The organism is Streptomyces sp. NPDC048664 (assembly GCF_040650555.1).
Lineage (GTDB): Bacteria > Actinomycetota > Actinomycetes > Streptomycetales > Streptomycetaceae > Streptomyces.
The window spans coordinates 103806-121348 of sequence record NZ_JBEZHK010000004.1; the positions used below are offsets into that span (position 1 = coordinate 103806).

The window sequence follows — 17543 nt, forward strand, 5'->3', positions numbered from 1 at the left end:
CCCGCCGTCGCATCCGGGCCGGCGGCCATTGTCAGACCCCTAAGAGAGGATCACCCTCATGACGACTCTTCCCGCCGTTCAGGCGCAGTTTGCCGTGTCCAGCCGCACCCAGTACGAGGCTGCGATCGAGCGTCTGCGTGAAGCCTCTCAGGCGTATGAAAAGGGCGTCAGCGTCCTGGACGACGCCTCGTACGACCAGCTCCGGCGCTCCGTGCAGGCCTGGGAGCAGGCGAATCCCGGTGAAGTGTCCCCCGACTCCCCTATCGAGCTGGTCGCCGACGGCGCGGTACCGGGCGGCGACGTCGCACACACCACGCCTCTCCTGAGCCTGAACAACGCCTTCGACGCCGACGACCTGATGAAGTGGGGGGCGTCGCTCCAGAGCCGTCTGGGGCGCGCGCCGCAGGGCGGGTACGCCGTGGAGCCGAAGATCGACGGCGCCGCCGTGGCCGCTCGGTATCGTGACGGCCGTCTGGTACAGCTCATCACTCGCGGGAACGGCAGCCACGGCGAGGACGTCAGCCACGTCATCGGCCAGATCGACGGTCTTCCCGAGCAGCTGGCCGTGCCTGCCACCGTCGAGGTCCGCGGTGAGGTCGCCTTCACGCAGGAGCAGTTCGAGAAGGCGAACGAGGTCCGTGCCGCTCACAACGCGCAGGTCTTCGCCAACCCCCGCAACGGCACGTCGGGGACGCTGCGGGCTAAGGACCGTCCGTACCGGCTTCAGATGACGTTCTGGGCCTACGGCGCAGTCGAACTGGACGGCGTATCGTTCCTGCCCGCCGGAGCCACGCACGCCGAGACGCTGGCCGCTGTGGCCGCAGCCGGTATCCAGACGACCGCGGACTCCCCGGCCGGACTCCACGTCGTCGCCGACCTGGCCGCCGCCCAGGAGCGGGTTGACGCGATCGCCGCCATGCGTGCGGGCCTGCCCGTCGGGATCGACGGTGTGGTGATCAAGATGAACGATACGGCGGAGCAGGCCGTGGTCGGGGTCGGCACCCGTTTTCCTCACTGGGCCATCGCGTTCAAGCTTCCGGCGGTCGAACGGCACACCGTGCTGGAGGACGTCGTGTGGGAGACCGGGCGCACCGGGACCCTCGCGCCGACCGCGATTCTCGCTCCGGTGGAGATCGACGGCTCCACCGTCACCCGGGCCACGCTGCACAACCCCGCCGACATTCGCCGGCGCGACCTCCACATCGGTGACACCGTGACGGTCTACAAGGCCGGCGACATCATCCCGCGGGTGCAGGGGGCCGTGGTCCAGCTGCGTCCGGAGGGGGCCTTGGAGGTGCCGCTGCCGGAGGTTTGCCCGAACTGTGGCGGTGAGATCAACAAAGCGCAGGAGCGGTGGCGGTGCGCGAAGGGCACCGCGTGCGCGCTCCCGGCACTCATCGAGTACGCCGCGCAGCGCGAGATGCTCGACATCGACGGCCTCGGGAAGACCTACGTGGCGGCCCTGGTCGCGTCCGGCGACGTCAGCGACGTCGCCGATCTGTTCACCCTGACCGTCGAGCAGCTCACCAAGGCGGCCAAGAGCGCCAAGCGGGCCGCCAAACTCGCCGAGCAGATCGAGGCCGCCAAGGCCCTTCCGCTCAGCCGGGTCTTCTGCGCACTGGGCGTGCTCGGCACCGGGCGCAGCATGTCCCGCCGCATCGCCCGGCACTTCGGAACCATGGAGGCCATCCGGCAGGCCGACGCGACCGCTCTGCAGGGCGTCGAGGGCATCGGCCCTGAGAAGGCCCCGGTCATCGTCGAGCAGGTCGCCGCCCTGGCACCCGTCATCGACAAGCTGATCGCCGCGGGCGTCAACATGACCGAGCCCCAGGAGGCGTCGGCGGCGGAGGGTGCAGGTCCGCTGGCGGGCAAGGTCGTGGTGGTCACCGGCAAGATGAGCGGACCGCTGGAGGCTTTCGGACGGTCCGAGATGAACACCCTGATCGAGAAGGCCGGCGGCCGTCCGGGCAGCAGCGTAAGCACGAAGACATCCATCCTCGTCGCTGCCCCGTCAACTGGAGGCAAGCCGAGTTCGAAGGCAGTCAAGGCGGCCGAACTCGGCGTCACGGTCCTCACCCCCGAGGCCTTCGCCGAGCTGGTTGCCGACTTCCTGGCCTGACGCAAGGGACCGGGGCGGGCGTCGCATAGTAAGGGCGGCCCCGCCTCGCCGCCTGCGCGGCCCAGCGCACCGAACGGCCGAGCCAGGACACGTGCCCGCTGACCGGGTACCGGCCGGGCGAGGCTCCCACTCCGTGCGATGTTGCCTATTTCAGATTCAATGTGTACTGTCATTTCATCGCCTGGTGCTCGGCACCCGCGACCTTCTCCCCAACTCCCCCGCGTCCAGGTAGGGATGGCATGCACTCGAACACGCCCGAGCTGTCGGACTCCGAACTTCTGGCGATCGCGGCCCGGGCCGCCAAGCGGGCCCCGAAGAAGCCCAACGATCTCCTGATCCTCACCCAGCTCCAGTTGGAGCTCTACCGAGAACTGCACGCATCAGTAGGTCAGTTGGTACGGCCGCCCGTCCCGGCCGAGATCTCACCGTCATCCTCGGCGCGGGTGCGGAGCGCCATCGACGCCATCCTCGCCGAGGAAGAGGAGATGGCCGTCTTCCGGCAGATGTACGACCACCTGGCCCTCGCGGCAGGAGACCGCCAGGTGGCCGACCGGATGCTTGCGCTGTCCAGCGGCCAGCACGGTCCGGGCGGCTCGTTCCTCAAGCGCATGCTGCGGTTCGCGGTGGCCGACGCGTACGCGAACACGGTCCAGATGCTCGTCGTCGACTTCCTGAGAACTGCGGACAAGCAGACGATCCGCGCGGTGCTGGCCCAGCTCGCGGGCATGGAGTGGACGCTTGATCCGGACGACAGGCACCAGCGAATGACCCCGCCGGACTTCGTCGTGAACGACGCCGACGCCGAGATCCGCCGTTTTCGCGAACTCGGCCTGATTCCCGGTGACGCCCACCCGGGCCGGAGTCTGGCACGCTCGGACGAAGCGACCTGGGAGGTCCCCGACCAGCACCGCATCCGAACCTGGCGGCGCCGGTACGTGGAGGCCCACAGGCAGAGTCTCGACTGGGCCCGGGCGAAGGCGGAGGAGTACCGCTGGGAGCGCGAGCGGCTTGCTCCCTACGGGCACCCGGACGGCCTGGAGGCGGCCGTCGTGTTGCAGCTCCGACAGGAAGCCGACCGGGCCGCCTCCGCCCGTCTCTTCCAGATCGACGATTCCCTCGGCCGGATGGCCTTGCGCCGCGTGATGCGGCGGGCGGAGAAGACGACGACCCCGTTCGATCCCGCCCACCTTCCGACCTCGCGCGGCATGCTGTTCCTCGACACTCCCCTCGCACTGCCCACCGGCCGCCGCATCGTCGGCTATGTGTGGGGCCCGTGGTCGCCCAGGGCCGAAGAAGGCTGGTGCATCGTGCGGCCGGACCAGTTCCTGGAGCCGGTGGACCCTCCGCACGACGACGCCCCCTGGACATGGGTCACTGCGCTGACGTGCGACCAGTCGCTGCTGAAGCTGCCGTTCTCGCCGTACGAGACCCTTCTCGCGCGCCCCGGCGACGTTCTGGACCCCGAGACCCGGCATCGCGACCCGGCCAACCCTGAGCGCTACCTGAGCGGCTCGGGCCGCCAGGGCTGCCAGGAACTGATGCTCCGCCACGTGCGGGCCCTGTGGGAGCTGCTGACCCAGCACAAGCGGTCCACAGTGCGGGTTCTCGCCCACCAGGTCCACCAGCTCAAGCCCAGCAAGCGCGATGCCGAACGGCGACGGGGCATCTCCGACTCCGGCCAGGTCGAGAACTGGTGGGTGGACCCGGACGCGGGCGAGCGCTACCAGGAGCAGCAGCCGCGCCAGCCGCGCGAGGGCGGAACCGGCCGCACGCTGGCCGTCCGCTACTGGCGGGATGAGCATGAGCGCCAGCAGTGCCCGAACTCCCACCAGCACGCCGCCCTTGAGGCGGTGAAGCCCGGCAGCTGCCCGCACTACGAGATCACCATCCCCGAGCACCCCGTCGGACCCGCCGACGCTCCGTGGTCCGACCGGCTGCGCCACGCCCGGCATCGCCCCTCGGCGCCCCGGCGCACCTCAGACACCTGACAGCCCCTGTGGCCGGGCGGCCCCGTCCCGCCCGGCCACAGGCCACGCGGTCTGCTGCATCAGGCCGACATCCCCATCGCCCTCAGCCGAGGAGAGCCATGTCCGAAGAACTGCGTCCCCGCACCGTCCAGCACCGCCGCTGCCAGCCGCTGCACACCGTCTACGGGTTGGTGGCACTGCTGGCCGGCTGCGGCGTCCTGCTGGAGCAGCCCGTCATGTGGCTGTTCGTCGTCCCGCTCGCTGTCCTTGTCGTCGGAACCCGCCGGCTCGCCTGGAACCGGGCCTGTACCGCCCTCCGCAGGCGGGAGGAACGCAAGACCGCACCAGCACCCCGCTGGGTGTGGGGCGCTGCTGCGGCCGGTCTGGACGCCGCTCTCGTGGTAGGCGCCTTCGCCCTCTGCGCCGTGCTGCTGCTCGGCCACGGTGACGCTCTCGTCCTGCGCGGACGGGCAGCGGACTATCTGGTCCTCGGCGCAGGGGCGGTGTTCGCCGGCGCCCACGCGCTCGCTCACTGCATGTCCGCCCACGCCCGGGAGACAGAGGAGTCCGGGGCGTGACAAGTCCCTTCTGTCGCACTGTGCCGTCCGATCGCCCGGCACGCCCCTTCCCTCAAGCCCGCGGAGTGACCGCGGTGTTGCTTCACCCCGAACGGCTCGGCCGCGGCACCCCTGTTCCGCGTATGGTGCTCCCTGCGCGATGCCGGTCCCGGGCGCCGCCGGAGGCCGCGGAGCCGGCCCGCCCCCTGCGAAGGTCGAGCCGCCCGGCGCGTAAGAGATCTTCATGGTCCTCGGGCTGAGAGACGACCACGCCGGCGCGCTGGCGGACGCCGTCGCCACTCGGGTGGGCCGGCGGATCGACACCTTCCACGCTCAGTCGGAGGGACGCGGCAGGGCCGCGCGAGCGCAAGTCGAAGGCGGTGACTGCTGAGATGCCCCACGCCGCTTGTTGCCTATTCACGTTTCAATGTGTAATGTGATTGAACGTCGGGTCCGGAGGCAAGCCCCAGACCCGGACCACGTCCCTTCCCCTCCTCCAGCCCAGGAGACGACTGTGCCCACCCGTGTCGTGACCCGCACCCCCGACCGCCGCGTGCCCAGCCAGCGCGGCCTCCAGACCCGCCAGAAGCTGATGGACGCGACGATCGAACTTCTTGCCACGAAGTCCTACCGCGACATCAAGGTGCTGGACATCGCCCAGGCGGTAGGCACGTCGCCCGCGACGTTCTACCAGTACTTCCCCGACATTGAGGGCGTCGTCCTCGAAGCGTCCCGGCTCCTGGTCAAGGAGACGAACGCGGCACTGAACAGCTTCGAGGACGGCTCCTGGTCCTCGGACGGGCTGTCCGGCGCCACCCGGCTCGTCGACGCCGTACTCGACGGCTGGAGCGATTACCTCCCCCTCATGCGTGTACTGACCGCCGTCGCGGCCGAGCGGGACCCCCGCTTCGTCAAGGCGTACTTCGCGGCCACCAGGCCCATTGTCCGGGCCCTGACGGCGGCCACGCCCAACGCCGAGGGCAAGGAACTGGTCCACGCCCTCGTGTCCAGCCTGACCGGCGCCGCCGGACACGAGAACGCCGGAAGCCTCCAGGGGCTGTCCAAGCGCCAGCGTCGCCGGGGCCTCGCCCGCCTCGTCCACGCCGCCGTGACCACGGCCGACGCCTAGGCCTCCCGCTTCACCACCAGCCCGGCCGCAACCCCAGGGGGGAACACCTTGATCCAGCCAGCCTCTCTCGCTATCGGCTTCGCGCTCGGCGTCCTCAGCGTCCTGCTCCGCGCCCTTGCACTGCGCATCCGGCCGCGCCGCCCGCAGGTCCCCCTCTCGGTCGCCTCGCCGAGCCCCGAACTCGTCACCGCACTGTCTCTGGCCGTCGCCGAGCGGTACCCGAACCTCGGAGGGTTCGACTACGCCACCGTCAGCGTCTTCGAGCACAACTCACCGGAGAACACGGTGCACCTCTACCCCGCACGCGGGCCCCACAGGGGCGCCATACGCCTGGACCGGAGCGACCCGAGCAGCCCCAGCGGCAAGGCCGCCCGACTGCTGGCCGAGATGAACCTGCCCCAGGTCGGCGTCCTGGTCATCCCCCTCAGCTCGCGCTGACCCGGATCTCGCCGCCCCCGCTCGACTCCGGGGCGGCGTCCGACCGGCCTGCCGTGGACGCCAGCCGCCCTCTCCCATCCCCGATCCCCGACCCGACAGCGAGGAACCGTGACCACCCCTTCCCGCCAGATGTTCAAGTACGGAGGCTGGGTGTTCGACATCGACCGGGCCATGCGCCTCCTGGAGGAGCACCCCCGCGCCGTCGAGCAGACCTCCGTGGCCGACTGGTCGGCGGCCTACCACTTGAGCCTGCTCAGGCCGGACTACAACGGCCCGTCCTGGTGCCCGATCTTCGGCCCGGACCAGTCTCACTTCGACGTCGAACACGCCATGGGCACCGACCTCGACCAGCCGGTGATCATCGCCACCCTGGAGTTCGACAGCGGCCCGGCTCGCCTGCTGATCGACGGAGTGCACCGCATGTACCGAGCGATGACCGAAGGACACCCGACGCTGCCCGCGCACGTCCTGACCATCACCGAGACCGCCAAGATCCGCCTCGACTGACGCCGCCCTCCACCCCTAGGAGTCCCGCATGACCTCCATCGGCACCGCCCGTCACTTCCAGCCCCACGGCACGCCTGGCCACGTGTGCCGCGACCACAACCGGGCAGTCCTGGCCCCGGCTGTCGCCGTTGAGGCCCTCCGCCAGGGCCTTGGGCCCGACCTGACCGACGCCCAGCTCGACCAGTGCGCGGTGATCGCCGAGCGCAACCCCCTGTCCGACACCTCCCGCGCCGCCGTCCGTACCGCGCTGGAGCCCGCGCTGTCCGTGCGCAACTCCCCGGCGACCGTGCACCATCAGCTGTTCAACCTCCCGCCCGGACACCCTCGGCGGGTCCGCGTCGGCGACACCGAGTACTTCCTCGTCCCCATCCCCATCACGCTGTGAGTCGCCGCCCAGCCCCGCCGGCGCCGAGGGAACGACTCCGAACACCGCCGAAAGCCGATACGGTCGGCATTCAGGATTGGAGTTGCCGATGATCGCCACCAGCGCCGCCCCGTCGCTCCTCGACGTACGAAACGCTCTGCGGAACGCAGGCCTGCGCCAGGCTGAGGACCACCCGGGGCTGCCCGTGGTGCCGGAGGTTGAGACGTGGGCCTCCAACGGAGAGATCATCAAGATCGGCGTGGCGCCCCATGAGCGCCTGGGTGCCGATGCCATCCCGGCGCGCGTTCACGATGCCCTCCTGGCATGCGGTTTCGGCCTCAGCATGACGACCCGCTGCGATGACACTTCGGACAGCCGCTCACCAGCCGCTGTCCTGGCTTCAGGAGATGCCGTCGCCATCATCTGCACCCGCTAGCCATCGCGGCCGCCGGGAGGCGACCCGCTCAGCATGGGAACACCCAGGAACACCCCTGCCGTCCGATGACAGCGACCCGGGTCAGGAAGTTCGTCGGGGCTCGCAGGCACGTGACTGGCTGAATCGGACACCCCCCACAAACGCGCCCGGCCCCGGCCGGGCGCGTTTTGGCATGATCCCTCTCAACCGAGATCCGGTACCTGACGAGGGGGAACCATGTCTGTGCGCCTGCGCCACGCCCTTCCGGCCGTGCTCCTTGCCGGCACGGTCGTGATCTCCGGCTGCGCCGGCTCCGACAGCGGGCCCAAGGCCGACGGCAAGCCGACGAACAGCGCCCCGGGGCCCAGGCCGTCGCCTTCCACGGTGCTGCCGGACGGCATCGCCAAGCCGGGGACCGCCCTTCCGGTCGGCGATGGGGCATGGACGGTGACACTGCGGGGCTTCGAGCGCCTGCCCGCCGACACCGAGCTCGGCGTGCCGGCCGGCTCGAGCGCGTACAGGGCGCGGGTGACCGTGGCCAACCAGCGGGCGCAGGTCGCTACCGCGCCCCGGACTGCGGTCACCGCCCGCTACGGAGCTCTCGGGCGCACGGCTGTGGAGGCCACCGACAGCGGCGCTTCCTCTTCCACGGACGAGCCGCAGCAGGTGCGCCCCAACGGGTCCGTCGACAGGGATCTGAAGCTCGTGCTTCCCGATCAGGCCCAGGGCCTGCCGGTCACGGTGACCGTGGAAGCGACCGAGGAGGGGCTGGCCGAGCCGGAGCTGCTGTTCTTCGAGGGCGCCCTGCCGGGCAGGGCCGCCACCTCCCCGGCCCCGCAGGCGCCGCAGCAGGGTGCGCCGGCCAGGCAGTCGGTTACGCCGGTTGGGCAGTGGAACGGCAACGTGCGCGTGGGCAAGGTGACGGTGAGCGGCGAAGGGTCCTCGAGCGCTGCGAGCCTGGAGCTCAGCGTGGTCAACCGCTCCGGCGACCCGATGCCCGGCCTGGGCACCACGCTGCGCATCCTGACCGGCGACGACCTGCGCCTGGCCGCCACCGTCCGTCCTGTGTACGGGTACCGTGACGCGGCGATCGCGCCGTACCGCACCGCCACGCAGACCGTCTCCTTCACCGTCCCCGACGCGGCCGTCGGCGGCCCGGTGACGGTGGAGGCCATCGACGCGGCCGGCTCCCGGGTCACCTTCGAAGGCGTCCTCGGACAGTGATGAGAAGGGGCTGGATGGTGCCGGCGCGAGCAGGACCGTCGTGCTACACCCGAGCCCGCGATTCAAGTGCTGGCCCGGTAGCGATGAGGACAACCCCGATCACATTGCGGAATTCTATGAGTTTGGCTAATCTCGCTTGCGAGGCCGCCCCCTGCACTTGCCGGCCAGCGCCTCTGGATCCGGCTTACGGAGCCGCGACGCGCGACCACTGCAGAACCCGGCGCCTCACATGGGCGGACCGGCATGACTCGCCGGCCCGGCTGGCCACGGACGGAGCGACATGATGCCCGCAGGCACCGATCGCACGTATACGAACTTCGACAAGATGGCGGAGCGGTACGGCGTGGACCGTACAACGTCCGCCAAGTGGTCCCACGAGGAGGGGTTTCCCGACCTTCTCTTCACCGAGGGCCAGGGCGGCCTCCATGTCTACGACGCGGAAGATGTCGACGCCTGGGTCCGCGATCACCACTTCGGCTCGTGGTTCCGGTCTCGGCAAGGCAAGGACAACCCGCTGGATCTGCCCAAGGGCGGGCCCCGTGACCTCCTCTCTCTGCGCCAGATCGGCGAGCTTGAGGGACAGGCCCTGAACCGGCCTCCCACGTCGATCACCACCCTGCGTACCTACCTGTCCCCGTCCAAGAGAGTCCTCCCGCCGGCCGACAGAACGCCGGGCGACGGCCTGCAGCCGACGGTCTCGGAGCCGATGTGGTTCCGCGAGACCGCCTACACCTACATCTGCCGACCTCGCCGCACGCGCCGTCCGACGCCTGTTGAGGCGAAGCAGCCGAGCGGGAGGAAGTCGGCGCCGAAGCAGCGGGCGGCCGGCGCCTTGCTCGACCTGGACCTGCCGGACGGCGCGGACACCGACCTGCTGACCCTGCAGGAGATCGGCGAGCTCGACGGGAAGGCGCGTGGGCGCGGCAAGGCCACCACCGTCGGTACGTTGAAGAACTACCAGTCGCAGGAGCTGCTGGCGAAAGCGGACCGGACGCCTGGCGACGGCCAGGAGCCAGCCGTCGATGAGCCCATGTGGTTCCGATCCACCGCCTACCGCTTCATCCGCCGGCCGGGACGCCTGGGAGCAGCGGCACGTGCTTCACGCGAGATCGTCGACGCCTCCGAGCCGCTGCGCGAGGACTTGAAGCTCCCGAAAGGGGCGGACAACGACCTGCTGACCTTGCAGCAGATCGGCGAGCTCGACGGGAAGGCGCGCGGGCGCGGCAAAGCCACCACCGTTTCGTCGATGCGGACGTACCTGTACAACGGACTGCTGGCGGAGGCGGACCGGACGCCTGGCGACGGCCAGGAGCCGGCCGTTGACGAGCCCATGTGGTTCCGGTCCACCGCCTACCGCTTCATCCGCCGGCCGGGACAACTCGGAGGATCCCGCAGATGACCCGCACTTCGATGCCCGGCCACCGCCGACCGTGGGCGGATGCGTCAGGAAGTGGAGCTACGAGCTTCGGCACGCCTTGACGGACTTGTCCTCCACGGTGGGGTCGCAGGAACGACGGCAGTACGTCCTCGCCTTTCCGCGGCGCTGGGGGTCGAGGAGGTTCTCATCGGGCCCGACCCGGTGGTTGCCGACGAGGCAAGCACCGGCCCCACGGCCGCGGTGGCCACACCGGCATGAAGCCGGACCTCACCGGGCCGCTCGCGACGGCCGCCCCGCCTGGGTGACGCTGGACTGCGGCACCTGCGCCCCGTACTCGCCAGCTGGCCACGCACCAGCGTGGAATCGGCTCGCCGCGCTCTCCGTCGCATACCTGAATGTGCCTGGCGTCTCGCTGCGTAGCCAGCCCGGGAAGCGGATTGCGCAAAGCCCCGGCGCGACACGGCCGGGGAGCCGGTCACGCCGGGGCGCGAAAGCGTTTGTCCGGGCGGGTTACGCCGCTGTCGGGGCGCGCCGGACGCCGCCACGGCGGCCCAGTCCGAGTGCGGTCCGGTAGACGTCGGGCATGTCGAGTTCCCCAGTGGTACGGCGGTCCAGCACGCCTGCGTCGACCAGTTCCTCCAGCAGAAACGGGTAGCTGGTCGGGTGACGCGGTCCGGTCCGGGAGCGGCTGGCATCCGCCACGGCCCGTCGTGTCATCTCCTGGAGCCGGTCAGCCAGACCGATGTTCGCCCACAGCTCGAAGACGTCCTCCTCCCGCATCGGGAGCTGCTGCCCGGCCAGCGGTTCCAGGGCCAGCCGGGCCCACGGCAGCGCCTGGTGGAGTTCCTCGGCCCGCGCACCACAGCTCACGCCGTGACGGAGATCGTCGTAGTGCAGCGGACGGTCGTGCCCGGAGTGGCTGCGGTTGGTGTTCTCCAGCGCGGCAGCCAGGGCGGCGAGGAAGGGGCGCGGGGTGATGGTGCCCAGGGCGTCCTGGAGGTAGCAGGACAGGTAGTTGTAGGTGAAGCCGTTGCGGGCGTTCACGCCCATGTATCTGCCGACGAGGGTGGTGAAGACCTCTTCCTGCGCCTTTCGGTCCCGGCTGAGTTCGTCGGGAGCGAGGAACCGGCCGTCGGCGTCCTGCTGCCAGGTGGGCCAGGCCGCCCGGAAGGCGGCCGCCTCGGCACTGGGGTGGTTGCCCAGAACGTGGAAGAGCAGTCCGAACAGGTCGGCCCTGTCGAATCGGTGGAGGTAATGAGTCCTGCTCCAGGAGAGGTCAGCGGCCCGCGCGGTGAGAAATGCGCGGTCGGCGCGCGGGACACCATTCAAAGCGCCGTCCAGCATGTCCGGGCGGATGAAGACCTTCGCCCGCAGCCGGGTGGTGCGCCGGGACAGGGTGGCGGCGAGGTTGAGCACACCGGAGGCGAGGTGTTCGGCTACGGTGCGGTCGGGGTGGAACTGGTCGAGAGAATCGAACAGGACGATGCGGACGGTGTCGGCGGTGCGCGCGGACGCCTCGATCTCGGCCAGAGAGCGGTCGGTGGCCCCGGGGTTGCGAACCAGCCAGTCGACGCGTTCGGTCCACGTGGCCAGGGTGGCAAGGTCAGGCACGCCGAGGGCCGTCAGGGCGACCGTGGTCCACAGGGTGGTCGGCTGGACGCCCCACGCGGTCAGAGCCCGCAGTTCCCCGGATGACGGCTGGAAGGTATCCGGCCGGGCACCGAATCCGGTGGCCGCTTCGGTCCGTTCCAGACGGGGCAGGCGGTACTCCCGGGCGGCAACCGCGCGCAGCTTGGGGTCGGTCAGGGCCCGGGCCCAGAAGGTCTTGCCCTCCCCCACCGCTCCGCGGACCACGGTGCTGTCCGCGTACAGGGCGGCCCGGTGGGCGTCCGGGGTGTACATCATCGGGATGGGGAGCGTGAGGGCGTCCGTGGCATGGGCTGCGGACAGTGCGTCGTGCAACAGCGTCCGGTATTCCGCGACGGAGAGTGTGCGAGACATCTTGTCCTTCCATTGCCGCTGCGCGGCTCAACTTGCGCGGCTTGCAGCGATGTTGCGGGATGCGGCCCAGTAGGGCGTACCGCAAACATACGCACACTCATAGAGTTAAGCAACTCCCGGCGGCGCAGCCGATCCAGCCGCGGGGGTGCATCCTGCAAGAGATTGCTTAATTCTATGAGTCTCGGTAGTCTTTGAGCCCCGCCGGGGCCCCAGAGCCCAGGCGGGCCCGGACCGCGCGGGCACCGAAGCGTCTACCACCCGGTCCCGAACGCGCACGTCGAGCACCACACTCACCGGCTCCCGCCCGTCGAGACCGGCACCCGCGGCGGGACCGGACATCGCCAACTCCCCTGCCTTCGCTCGCCATGCATTCGTCCGCGATCCGTCGCTGGGCCCCATGTCTGTCGAGCCGTCCCTCAGCCACAAGGAGAAGAATCCGTGGAACCCGAGTTCAGTGTCGGAGACCGCATCAAGGTCGTCCTGTGCACCGACGAGCACGACCCCATTCCCGCCGGAGCGACCGGCACCGTCACCCACTGGAACCCCCACCCGCTGGTCCGTCAGCTCGGCATCGCATGGGACGCCCCGCACGCCCACCGTCGGCTGATGCTCACCCTCGTCGGCGACGGCGACCGCGTCGCCCGCCTCTGACCGGCTGCCGGGCGGCCCCGGCCGCCCGGCAGCGCCTCAGCCCCGCCTCCAACACTGCGAGAACCGACTCACCATGTTCCGAAGCACCATCGCTACCGCCGCCGGCCTCCGCGCCGAGATCGACTTCGAGTCCGAATACGTCCTCCACGTCCGCGAGGACGGCGTCTGGACACGCCCCAAGAACGCCGAGCACCGCACACTGCACGGCATCGACGTCTGGCACGCCATCCGACGCTCCCCCCACTACGGGGCCAACGTCCACGTCTTCGAATCCGGCGTCCTCATCCTCGCCAGCTCCACCGCGGCGCTGCGGTTCATCCCGGCCGGCACCTACGAGGAGTACTTCTGCTCGGGGGAGGACTGCGACGACTACAGCGCCGACGGCGAAGGCTGGGAAGGCCTGTGCGGCAACTGTGCCGACCGCGCGTACGCCGTCGAGTGCGCAGGGGAGGAGGACTCGGACCTCAATGCCGCTCCGCTTACGCCGTCCCAGCCCGCCGTACTTCCGACAACGTCCTGACCCCGTCCGTACACCATTACCTGGAGACCTTGGTGACCTCTTCGCCCAAGCCGCTGCCGGATCAGTGGACGATCAATCTCCACCCCGTCGCCAACCTGACCATCCTCACCCTCCTCGACGATGCCGGAGTCCAGCGCGAGATCGGCTTCTCTCCCCTTACCCCGCCGGGCACGACCGACCGCACCGTGGGCGCGCTGTCGGAGATTGCCGATCCCGGACTGCGCGCCAGCGCACAGAAGTTGATCAGCACCTTCTACGAGCGCACTGCGCGTGCCCAGGCGAACGCCGACGCCTTCGGCGCGGCCGTTCCCGACCAGCGGCACCTCTTCGACCGGCTGCGCTCCGTCGTCCCCGGCTGTCTGATCGAACTCGACGTAGACGACGAGACGCTGGCGGTCATCCTCAAGATGACCGCCACAGGCTCGGCGGCAGGGGCTCTGCTCTCCTTGGTAGCCCGCTGGCCCGGCTCCATCACCGCGGACGGACAGGCCGACGGCATCACCCAGGACTTGGACGGTGGTGACCTGAGCATGCGGCTCGACCAGGCACACGCCGAGGACTTCCTCACCTGGTTCCGCAGCCAGCCGTGAACTGCAAGGCGGAAGCCGATTACGACGGCCAGATACTCACCAGCGTCTTCACCGCGTCCACCAAGTAGTCAGCCAAGGACAGAGCCGCCGCGGCACTGCTGGAAGCGGTCAGCAGACCCTGAAGCGGCGAGGCCAGGCTGCACACGGGCAGAAATTTCGGACCGAGTGTCACACCGTCAGCCAGCGCCGCACCTGTAGCAGGTGAACGGTGTTTCCTCCGACACGAACAGGACTCTCTGCCCATGGCCCCTCGCATCTCGGCCGCCGCCCTCGTGCTCGCCGGCGCGCTCGCTGCCTCCGCCTGCGGCCCACTGCCCGCTCCTGGCTCTGCGGCTGAAGCCGCACCCGCTCACGGACCAGTCGCGGCTGGAGACGGAACGGCGCTGACCCAGCTGAACAACCTGACGGTCCGAAAGCGCGTCCCCCTCGCCGGCTACAGCCGCGACGCCTTCGGACCGGCATGGAGCGATGAGGGCACCGTCGAGATGTCGGGAAACTCGTGCCCCACGCGTCAGGACGTCCTGGCCCGCGACCTGGACGACGTCGCAAGGGCCGAGGACGGCTGCACCGTGCTTTCCGGCGTTCTCCACGACCGGTACACGGGCCGGACGATCAACTTCAAGCGCGGCCCCCGCACATCCATGGCCGTGCAGATCGACCACATCGTGCCCCTGGCGCTCGGATGGCGATCGGGGGCCCGGGAGCTGACTGCCGAGCAAAGGCTGAATTATGCGAACGACCCGGATAATTTGATTGCGACCGATGGTCCGACGAACGCGGGCAAGGGGGCCAAGGACGCCGCCGCGTGGATGCCCCCGCAGGCCGAGGCCCACTGCTGGTACGCGACCGCGCAGGTCCGCGTGAAGACCAAGTACCGCCTGTCGGTCACGCCGGCGGAGAAGACGGCCCTGCGCGCCGCGCTGGAATCCTGCCCGGCCGAGGCGGGCCCGCGATGAGGCCGTCCGCACAGCCGCTGCCCTTCGATGCGGACCGAGACCGGTGGACCCACGCCGTCCGGGAAGCCGCCCGGCTCCACCACGCCGTGCGCGCCGAGCTGGCTGGCAGGCTCTCGGCCCCGGCCGCCGTTCGGGCCGCCATGGAGGCGCTGCTGCTGATACGGGAGCGGACCCGGGGTGGGTGGCTGCGCTGGGACGTCTTCGGACCGCACCCGGGGGGTGTGCTGCGCGAGGCGGGCGTCTTCGACCCGGGGCAGCACCGGCTGGGGCGCTGGGCGTGTCGGACCGTGTGGGGGCGCCGTGCTCCCCTGCACATCTGGACGCTGGGAGGCCTCGAGCTTCCCCGCCCCCTCCCGGTCGGTCGGACCGCGCTGTTCACCGTGGTCGCCTTCGCCGCTCTGGGCCCGGCGGCCTCCCTGCTGCCGGCGACAATCGGTCTCCTCGCGGCCGGCGCGGTCGGTTTGGCCGCGGCCGTCGGACTGCCGGCGGCCGTCCGGCGCCTCACCCGGCATCGCGTGCGCGTGGTCGAGTCGGAGGAGGCGTACGCGGCGGTCTTCTTCCGGCTGCTGGCCGACGAGCAGCGCTTGCGCATGCTTGCCGAGCGCAGCGGGCGCTACGAGCTGACGCGCGCGGCGGCGGCGTTGCCGCGGCTGGTGTGGGACACGGCCGGGCTGGTGCCGCTGGCGGCGAACGACGTGGAAGCCCGTGAACTTCTTCTCGGATACGCCCAGTCGCTCGCGCTCCTGGTCGACCAGGCCGTCGAAGTCGAGCGGCAGGAGGAAGCGGTGGAGTCGGCGATCCGCGAAGACGGCGCGGCCGCCGCGCCGGTCAGGCCCGCGCTGCCCGAAGGGCTGCTGCCCCAACATCTGCTGGATGAAGTGCGGCTGGAGCTGGAGGAGCTGGGAGAGGGGCTGCGCCATGCCCGGGAAGTTTTGGGTGGGGCTCACGACGACGGAACTCGGCATGCGACGAGCGGAGAGAGCAATGCGTGAGCACGAGCGGACTGGTCGACGTGTTTCCTGGCGGAAGGCGAATCCGGAGGCCTACGCCGAGCTGAAGCGCACCTGGGGGGTGATCGGGCACAGCAGTGTCCTGATGGTGCTCAGCCTGAGCCTGATCGGTACGTCGCTGACGTTGGGCTACCTGCACTGGCCGGGGTGGCTGGAGACGTCCGCGCGCCTGGGCGCCAGCACGGCGGCGGTCGGCTGCGCAGCTGTCGGTCTGTGGCGGCTGGTGCGTGCCCTGTTCCGGTCGGTGAGGGCGTTCGTCCGCACGCGCCGGCGGGGCGCTGAGGGCAAGGCGCAGGGGGAGACCGTCGAGGAGTCCGTTGAGTCCGCCGCCACAGCGGCGGGGTCGCCCTGAACGGGAAGAGGATGTCGTGTTCCGGTTCGAGAGCTTCGCGGTCGGGTTCGTCATCGGTGCCGTGGCTTGGTGCGTGCCGTACGTGCGTGGCCTGGGTCGGCGCGGGGTCACCAGGGGGCTCGTTCTCTGGCGTCGCAGACGGCTTCCCACTCGGCGAAGGTGAGGCACTGCTCGGCGGTGCGTGCGCGGCGGGCCCGGTCTGCCTGTGCGAGGGAGGCAAGGATCCTGTCGCGGATGACGAAGCCGGGCGGATCGGGTTCCGGCTCGACGGGCGGCGACACCCTGGTGAGGCGGGCACGGACCGCGGCCATGGCCGCCAGGAAGGCCGCGTTGGGCGGGACTGCGGAAGCCGTGTCCTCGCGGCTGTCGGGGTCGGCAGCGCGCTTGTTCTGGCCCTCGGTCTCGCTCCAGCGGGCCATGATCAAGCTGGCTGGGGAGGCCGGCCGTCGGGGCACGCGCCAGACCGACAGGTCGGCGGCGATGTCAGCTGCGGAAAGGCCGGTGGCGATCCAGGGGCGCAGGGCGAAGGCGAGGCGGCGCAGGCCCTCGCCCTGGGTCCAGGGCACCCGGGGGCGTACCCAGGCGGCGACCGAGACGGCGTGGGCGGCCTGGTCTGGGCTGGCCCGGTAGGGCTCCGGGATCTCGTGCCGGCGGCGGGGGCGCGGCCGCGCTCCGCGGGGCGCGTTGGTGTTGTTCTTCTTCCCTCTCATCTCAGCTGTAGGACGTGGGTGGTTGGTCTTACAGGAAGGGGTGTCACGGCATCGCGTCGGGCGGGCGCGGCGACGGGCGTCGGCGATGGCCAGCTGCCGTCCGTGTTCGGTGAACCCGATGTGCCGGGCGTGGTAGCCGTGGCCGCTGACACGGTGGCCGAGGGCGTCGTCCCAGGCACGGGGGACGACGGCGGCGTAGATGGTGGCGGTGCCTGCCCACTCGCCGCTTCCGGCAGGCCGGGTGTTGGTCCGGGTTCCGTGGACAGCCCAGACGAGCAGGCCGAGCTCGCGCAGGACGGCGATGTGCCGCTCCAAGGTGCGTCGGCTGATACCCAGGCGACGCCACATCGCGTCGCGGCAGTAGGCGACGTGCCCGTCCGCGTTCAGGCGGGCGGCGAGATCGCGGGCGACGCGCAGCGTGGTGTCGCCGGCCTTGGGGTGCAGGCGATGGGTAATGGCCCAGGTGGCCGCGCGCAGGAAGTCCCCGCGCCGGGTACGTCGGGACGCGGTTGTGTCGACCTCCTGGTCTGCATGCTCATAGACGAGGTCGAATCGGTTGTTCAGGGATATTCGGTTTTCTCCGCGCGTAGGGCACGGCGGAGCGGCGGCTGCGTGGACCGGCGCGTGGGCATGCTGCATCATGGGCAGGGCACGC

At 70.5% G+C, this 17543-nt stretch carries 18 protein-coding genes; 16 read left to right on the forward strand and 2 right to left on the reverse strand.

Annotated features, from left to right (window positions below; translation table 11 throughout):
- The first annotated feature begins 58 nt into the window (after positions 1-58).
- The 10 genes from ligA (at position 59) to AB0C59_RS05960 (ending at position 10119) form a co-directional block, all read left to right on the forward strand.
- Positions 59-2119 carry an NAD-dependent DNA ligase LigA gene (gene ligA / locus AB0C59_RS05915; protein ID WP_363001327.1) on the forward strand — a complete coding sequence of 687 codons (2061 nt, stop codon included), beginning with the start codon at positions 59-61 and terminating at the stop codon, positions 2117-2119.
- Positions 2120-2358: 239 nt separating this feature from the next.
- Positions 2359-4107 carry a hypothetical protein gene (locus tag AB0C59_RS05920; protein WP_355272737.1) on the forward strand — a complete coding sequence of 583 codons (1749 nt, stop codon included), beginning with the start codon at positions 2359-2361 and terminating at the stop codon, positions 4105-4107.
- A 98-nt stretch (positions 4108-4205) separates the two neighbouring features.
- Positions 4206-4664 carry a hypothetical protein gene (locus tag AB0C59_RS05925; RefSeq protein ID WP_355272734.1) on the forward strand — a complete coding sequence of 153 codons (459 nt, stop codon included), beginning with the start codon at positions 4206-4208 and terminating at the stop codon, positions 4662-4664.
- Between the two features lie 493 nt (positions 4665-5157).
- Positions 5158-5772, forward strand: a complete 615-nt coding sequence (locus tag AB0C59_RS05930; RefSeq protein ID WP_355272732.1) for a TetR/AcrR family transcriptional regulator — start codon at positions 5158-5160, stop codon at positions 5770-5772.
- A 48-nt stretch (positions 5773-5820) separates the two neighbouring features.
- Complete coding sequence (locus tag AB0C59_RS05935; RefSeq protein ID WP_355272729.1) at positions 5821-6210, forward strand: hypothetical protein; 390 nt, start codon at positions 5821-5823, stop codon at positions 6208-6210.
- A gap of 108 nt (positions 6211-6318) precedes the next feature.
- Positions 6319-6717 (forward strand): hypothetical protein, encoded by a 399-nt coding sequence (locus AB0C59_RS05940; protein WP_158709360.1) that lies wholly within the window; start codon positions 6319-6321, stop codon positions 6715-6717.
- Positions 6718-6745: 28 nt separating this feature from the next.
- Complete coding sequence (locus AB0C59_RS05945; RefSeq protein WP_363001329.1) at positions 6746-7102, forward strand: hypothetical protein; 357 nt, start codon at positions 6746-6748, stop codon at positions 7100-7102.
- An 88-nt stretch (positions 7103-7190) separates the two neighbouring features.
- Complete coding sequence (locus AB0C59_RS05950) at positions 7191-7517, forward strand: hypothetical protein (protein ID WP_355272725.1); 327 nt, start codon at positions 7191-7193, stop codon at positions 7515-7517.
- 216 nt (positions 7518-7733) lie between these two features.
- The gene (locus AB0C59_RS05955; protein ID WP_355272722.1) at positions 7734-8720 is read left to right on the forward strand and encodes a hypothetical protein; all 987 of its coding nucleotides are present in this window, start codon (positions 7734-7736) and stop codon (positions 8718-8720) included.
- Between the two features lie 280 nt (positions 8721-9000).
- Positions 9001-10119 (forward strand): hypothetical protein, encoded by a 1119-nt coding sequence (locus AB0C59_RS05960; protein ID WP_363001331.1) that lies wholly within the window; start codon positions 9001-9003, stop codon positions 10117-10119.
- Between the two features lie 489 nt (positions 10120-10608).
- Here the strand turns inward: AB0C59_RS05960 and AB0C59_RS05965 are convergent, their stop codons facing one another.
- On the reverse strand, positions 10609-12099 hold the full coding sequence (locus AB0C59_RS05965) for a hypothetical protein (RefSeq protein ID WP_355272716.1): 1491 nt from the start codon (positions 12097-12099) through the stop codon (positions 10609-10611).
- Between the two features lie 438 nt (positions 12100-12537).
- Here AB0C59_RS05965 and AB0C59_RS05970 point away from each other — a divergent pair, with 438 nt between their 5' ends.
- The 6 genes from AB0C59_RS05970 (at position 12538) to AB0C59_RS05995 (ending at position 16178) form a co-directional block, all read left to right on the forward strand.
- Positions 12538-12750, forward strand: a complete 213-nt coding sequence (locus AB0C59_RS05970) for a hypothetical protein (protein ID WP_030819428.1) — start codon at positions 12538-12540, stop codon at positions 12748-12750.
- Positions 12751-12823: 73 nt separating this feature from the next.
- Entirely contained in the window at positions 12824-13270 is a 447-nt protein-coding gene (locus AB0C59_RS05975) for a hypothetical protein (RefSeq protein WP_030380997.1), read from the forward strand.
- Positions 13271-13302: 32 nt separating this feature from the next.
- A complete protein-coding gene (locus AB0C59_RS05980; RefSeq protein ID WP_355272711.1) occupies positions 13303-13860 on the forward strand; it encodes a hypothetical protein in 558 nt (185 codons plus the stop codon).
- Positions 13861-14102: 242 nt separating this feature from the next.
- Positions 14103-14816, forward strand: a complete 714-nt coding sequence (locus AB0C59_RS05985; RefSeq protein ID WP_030380999.1) for an HNH endonuclease family protein — start codon at positions 14103-14105, stop codon at positions 14814-14816.
- On the forward strand, positions 14813-15808 hold the full coding sequence (locus tag AB0C59_RS05990) for a hypothetical protein (RefSeq protein ID WP_051707807.1): 996 nt from the start codon (positions 14813-14815) through the stop codon (positions 15806-15808). Before AB0C59_RS05985 ends, AB0C59_RS05990 begins: the two co-directional genes overlap by 4 nt.
- Positions 15801-16178 carry a hypothetical protein gene (locus AB0C59_RS05995; protein ID WP_363001334.1) on the forward strand — a complete coding sequence of 126 codons (378 nt, stop codon included), beginning with the start codon at positions 15801-15803 and terminating at the stop codon, positions 16176-16178. The genes AB0C59_RS05990 and AB0C59_RS05995 overlap by 8 nt, the downstream gene beginning before the upstream one ends.
- Before the next feature lie 107 nt (positions 16179-16285).
- Here the strand turns inward: AB0C59_RS05995 and AB0C59_RS06000 are convergent, their stop codons facing one another.
- Positions 16286-17530, reverse strand: a complete 1245-nt coding sequence (locus AB0C59_RS06000; RefSeq protein ID WP_355272705.1) for a hypothetical protein — start codon at positions 17528-17530, stop codon at positions 16286-16288.
- Between the last annotated feature and the right edge of the window lie 13 nt (positions 17531-17543).

Bases quoted from the DNA above. Each gene is read 5' to 3' on its own strand.
- ligA (WP_363001327.1), top strand. From the start codon at position 59: ATGACGACTCTTCCCGCCGTTCAGGCGCAGTTTGCCGTGTCCAGCCGC.
- AB0C59_RS05920 (WP_355272737.1), top strand. From the start codon at position 2,359: ATGCACTCGAACACGCCCGAGCTGTCGGACTCCGAACTTCTGGCGATC.
- AB0C59_RS05995 (WP_363001334.1), top strand. From the start codon at position 15,801: ATGCGTGAGCACGAGCGGACTGGTCGACGTGTTTCCTGGCGGAAGGCG.
- AB0C59_RS05960 (WP_363001331.1), top strand. From the start codon at position 9,001: ATGATGCCCGCAGGCACCGATCGCACGTATACGAACTTCGACAAGATG.
- AB0C59_RS05965 (WP_355272716.1), bottom strand. From the start codon at position 12,099: ATGTCTCGCACACTCTCCGTCGCGGAATACCGGACGCTGTTGCACGAC.
- AB0C59_RS06000 (WP_355272705.1), bottom strand. From the start codon at position 17,530: ATGATGCAGCATGCCCACGCGCCGGTCCACGCAGCCGCCGCTCCGCCG.
- AB0C59_RS05925 (WP_355272734.1), top strand. From the start codon at position 4,206: ATGTCCGAAGAACTGCGTCCCCGCACCGTCCAGCACCGCCGCTGCCAG.
- AB0C59_RS05945 (WP_363001329.1), top strand. From the start codon at position 6,746: ATGACCTCCATCGGCACCGCCCGTCACTTCCAGCCCCACGGCACGCCT.
- AB0C59_RS05990 (WP_051707807.1), top strand. From the start codon at position 14,813: ATGAGGCCGTCCGCACAGCCGCTGCCCTTCGATGCGGACCGAGACCGG.
- AB0C59_RS05950 (WP_355272725.1), top strand. From the start codon at position 7,191: ATGATCGCCACCAGCGCCGCCCCGTCGCTCCTCGACGTACGAAACGCT.
- AB0C59_RS05975 (WP_030380997.1), top strand. From the start codon at position 12,824: ATGTTCCGAAGCACCATCGCTACCGCCGCCGGCCTCCGCGCCGAGATC.
- AB0C59_RS05955 (WP_355272722.1), top strand. From the start codon at position 7,734: ATGTCTGTGCGCCTGCGCCACGCCCTTCCGGCCGTGCTCCTTGCCGGC.
- AB0C59_RS05985 (WP_030380999.1), top strand. From the start codon at position 14,103: ATGGCCCCTCGCATCTCGGCCGCCGCCCTCGTGCTCGCCGGCGCGCTC.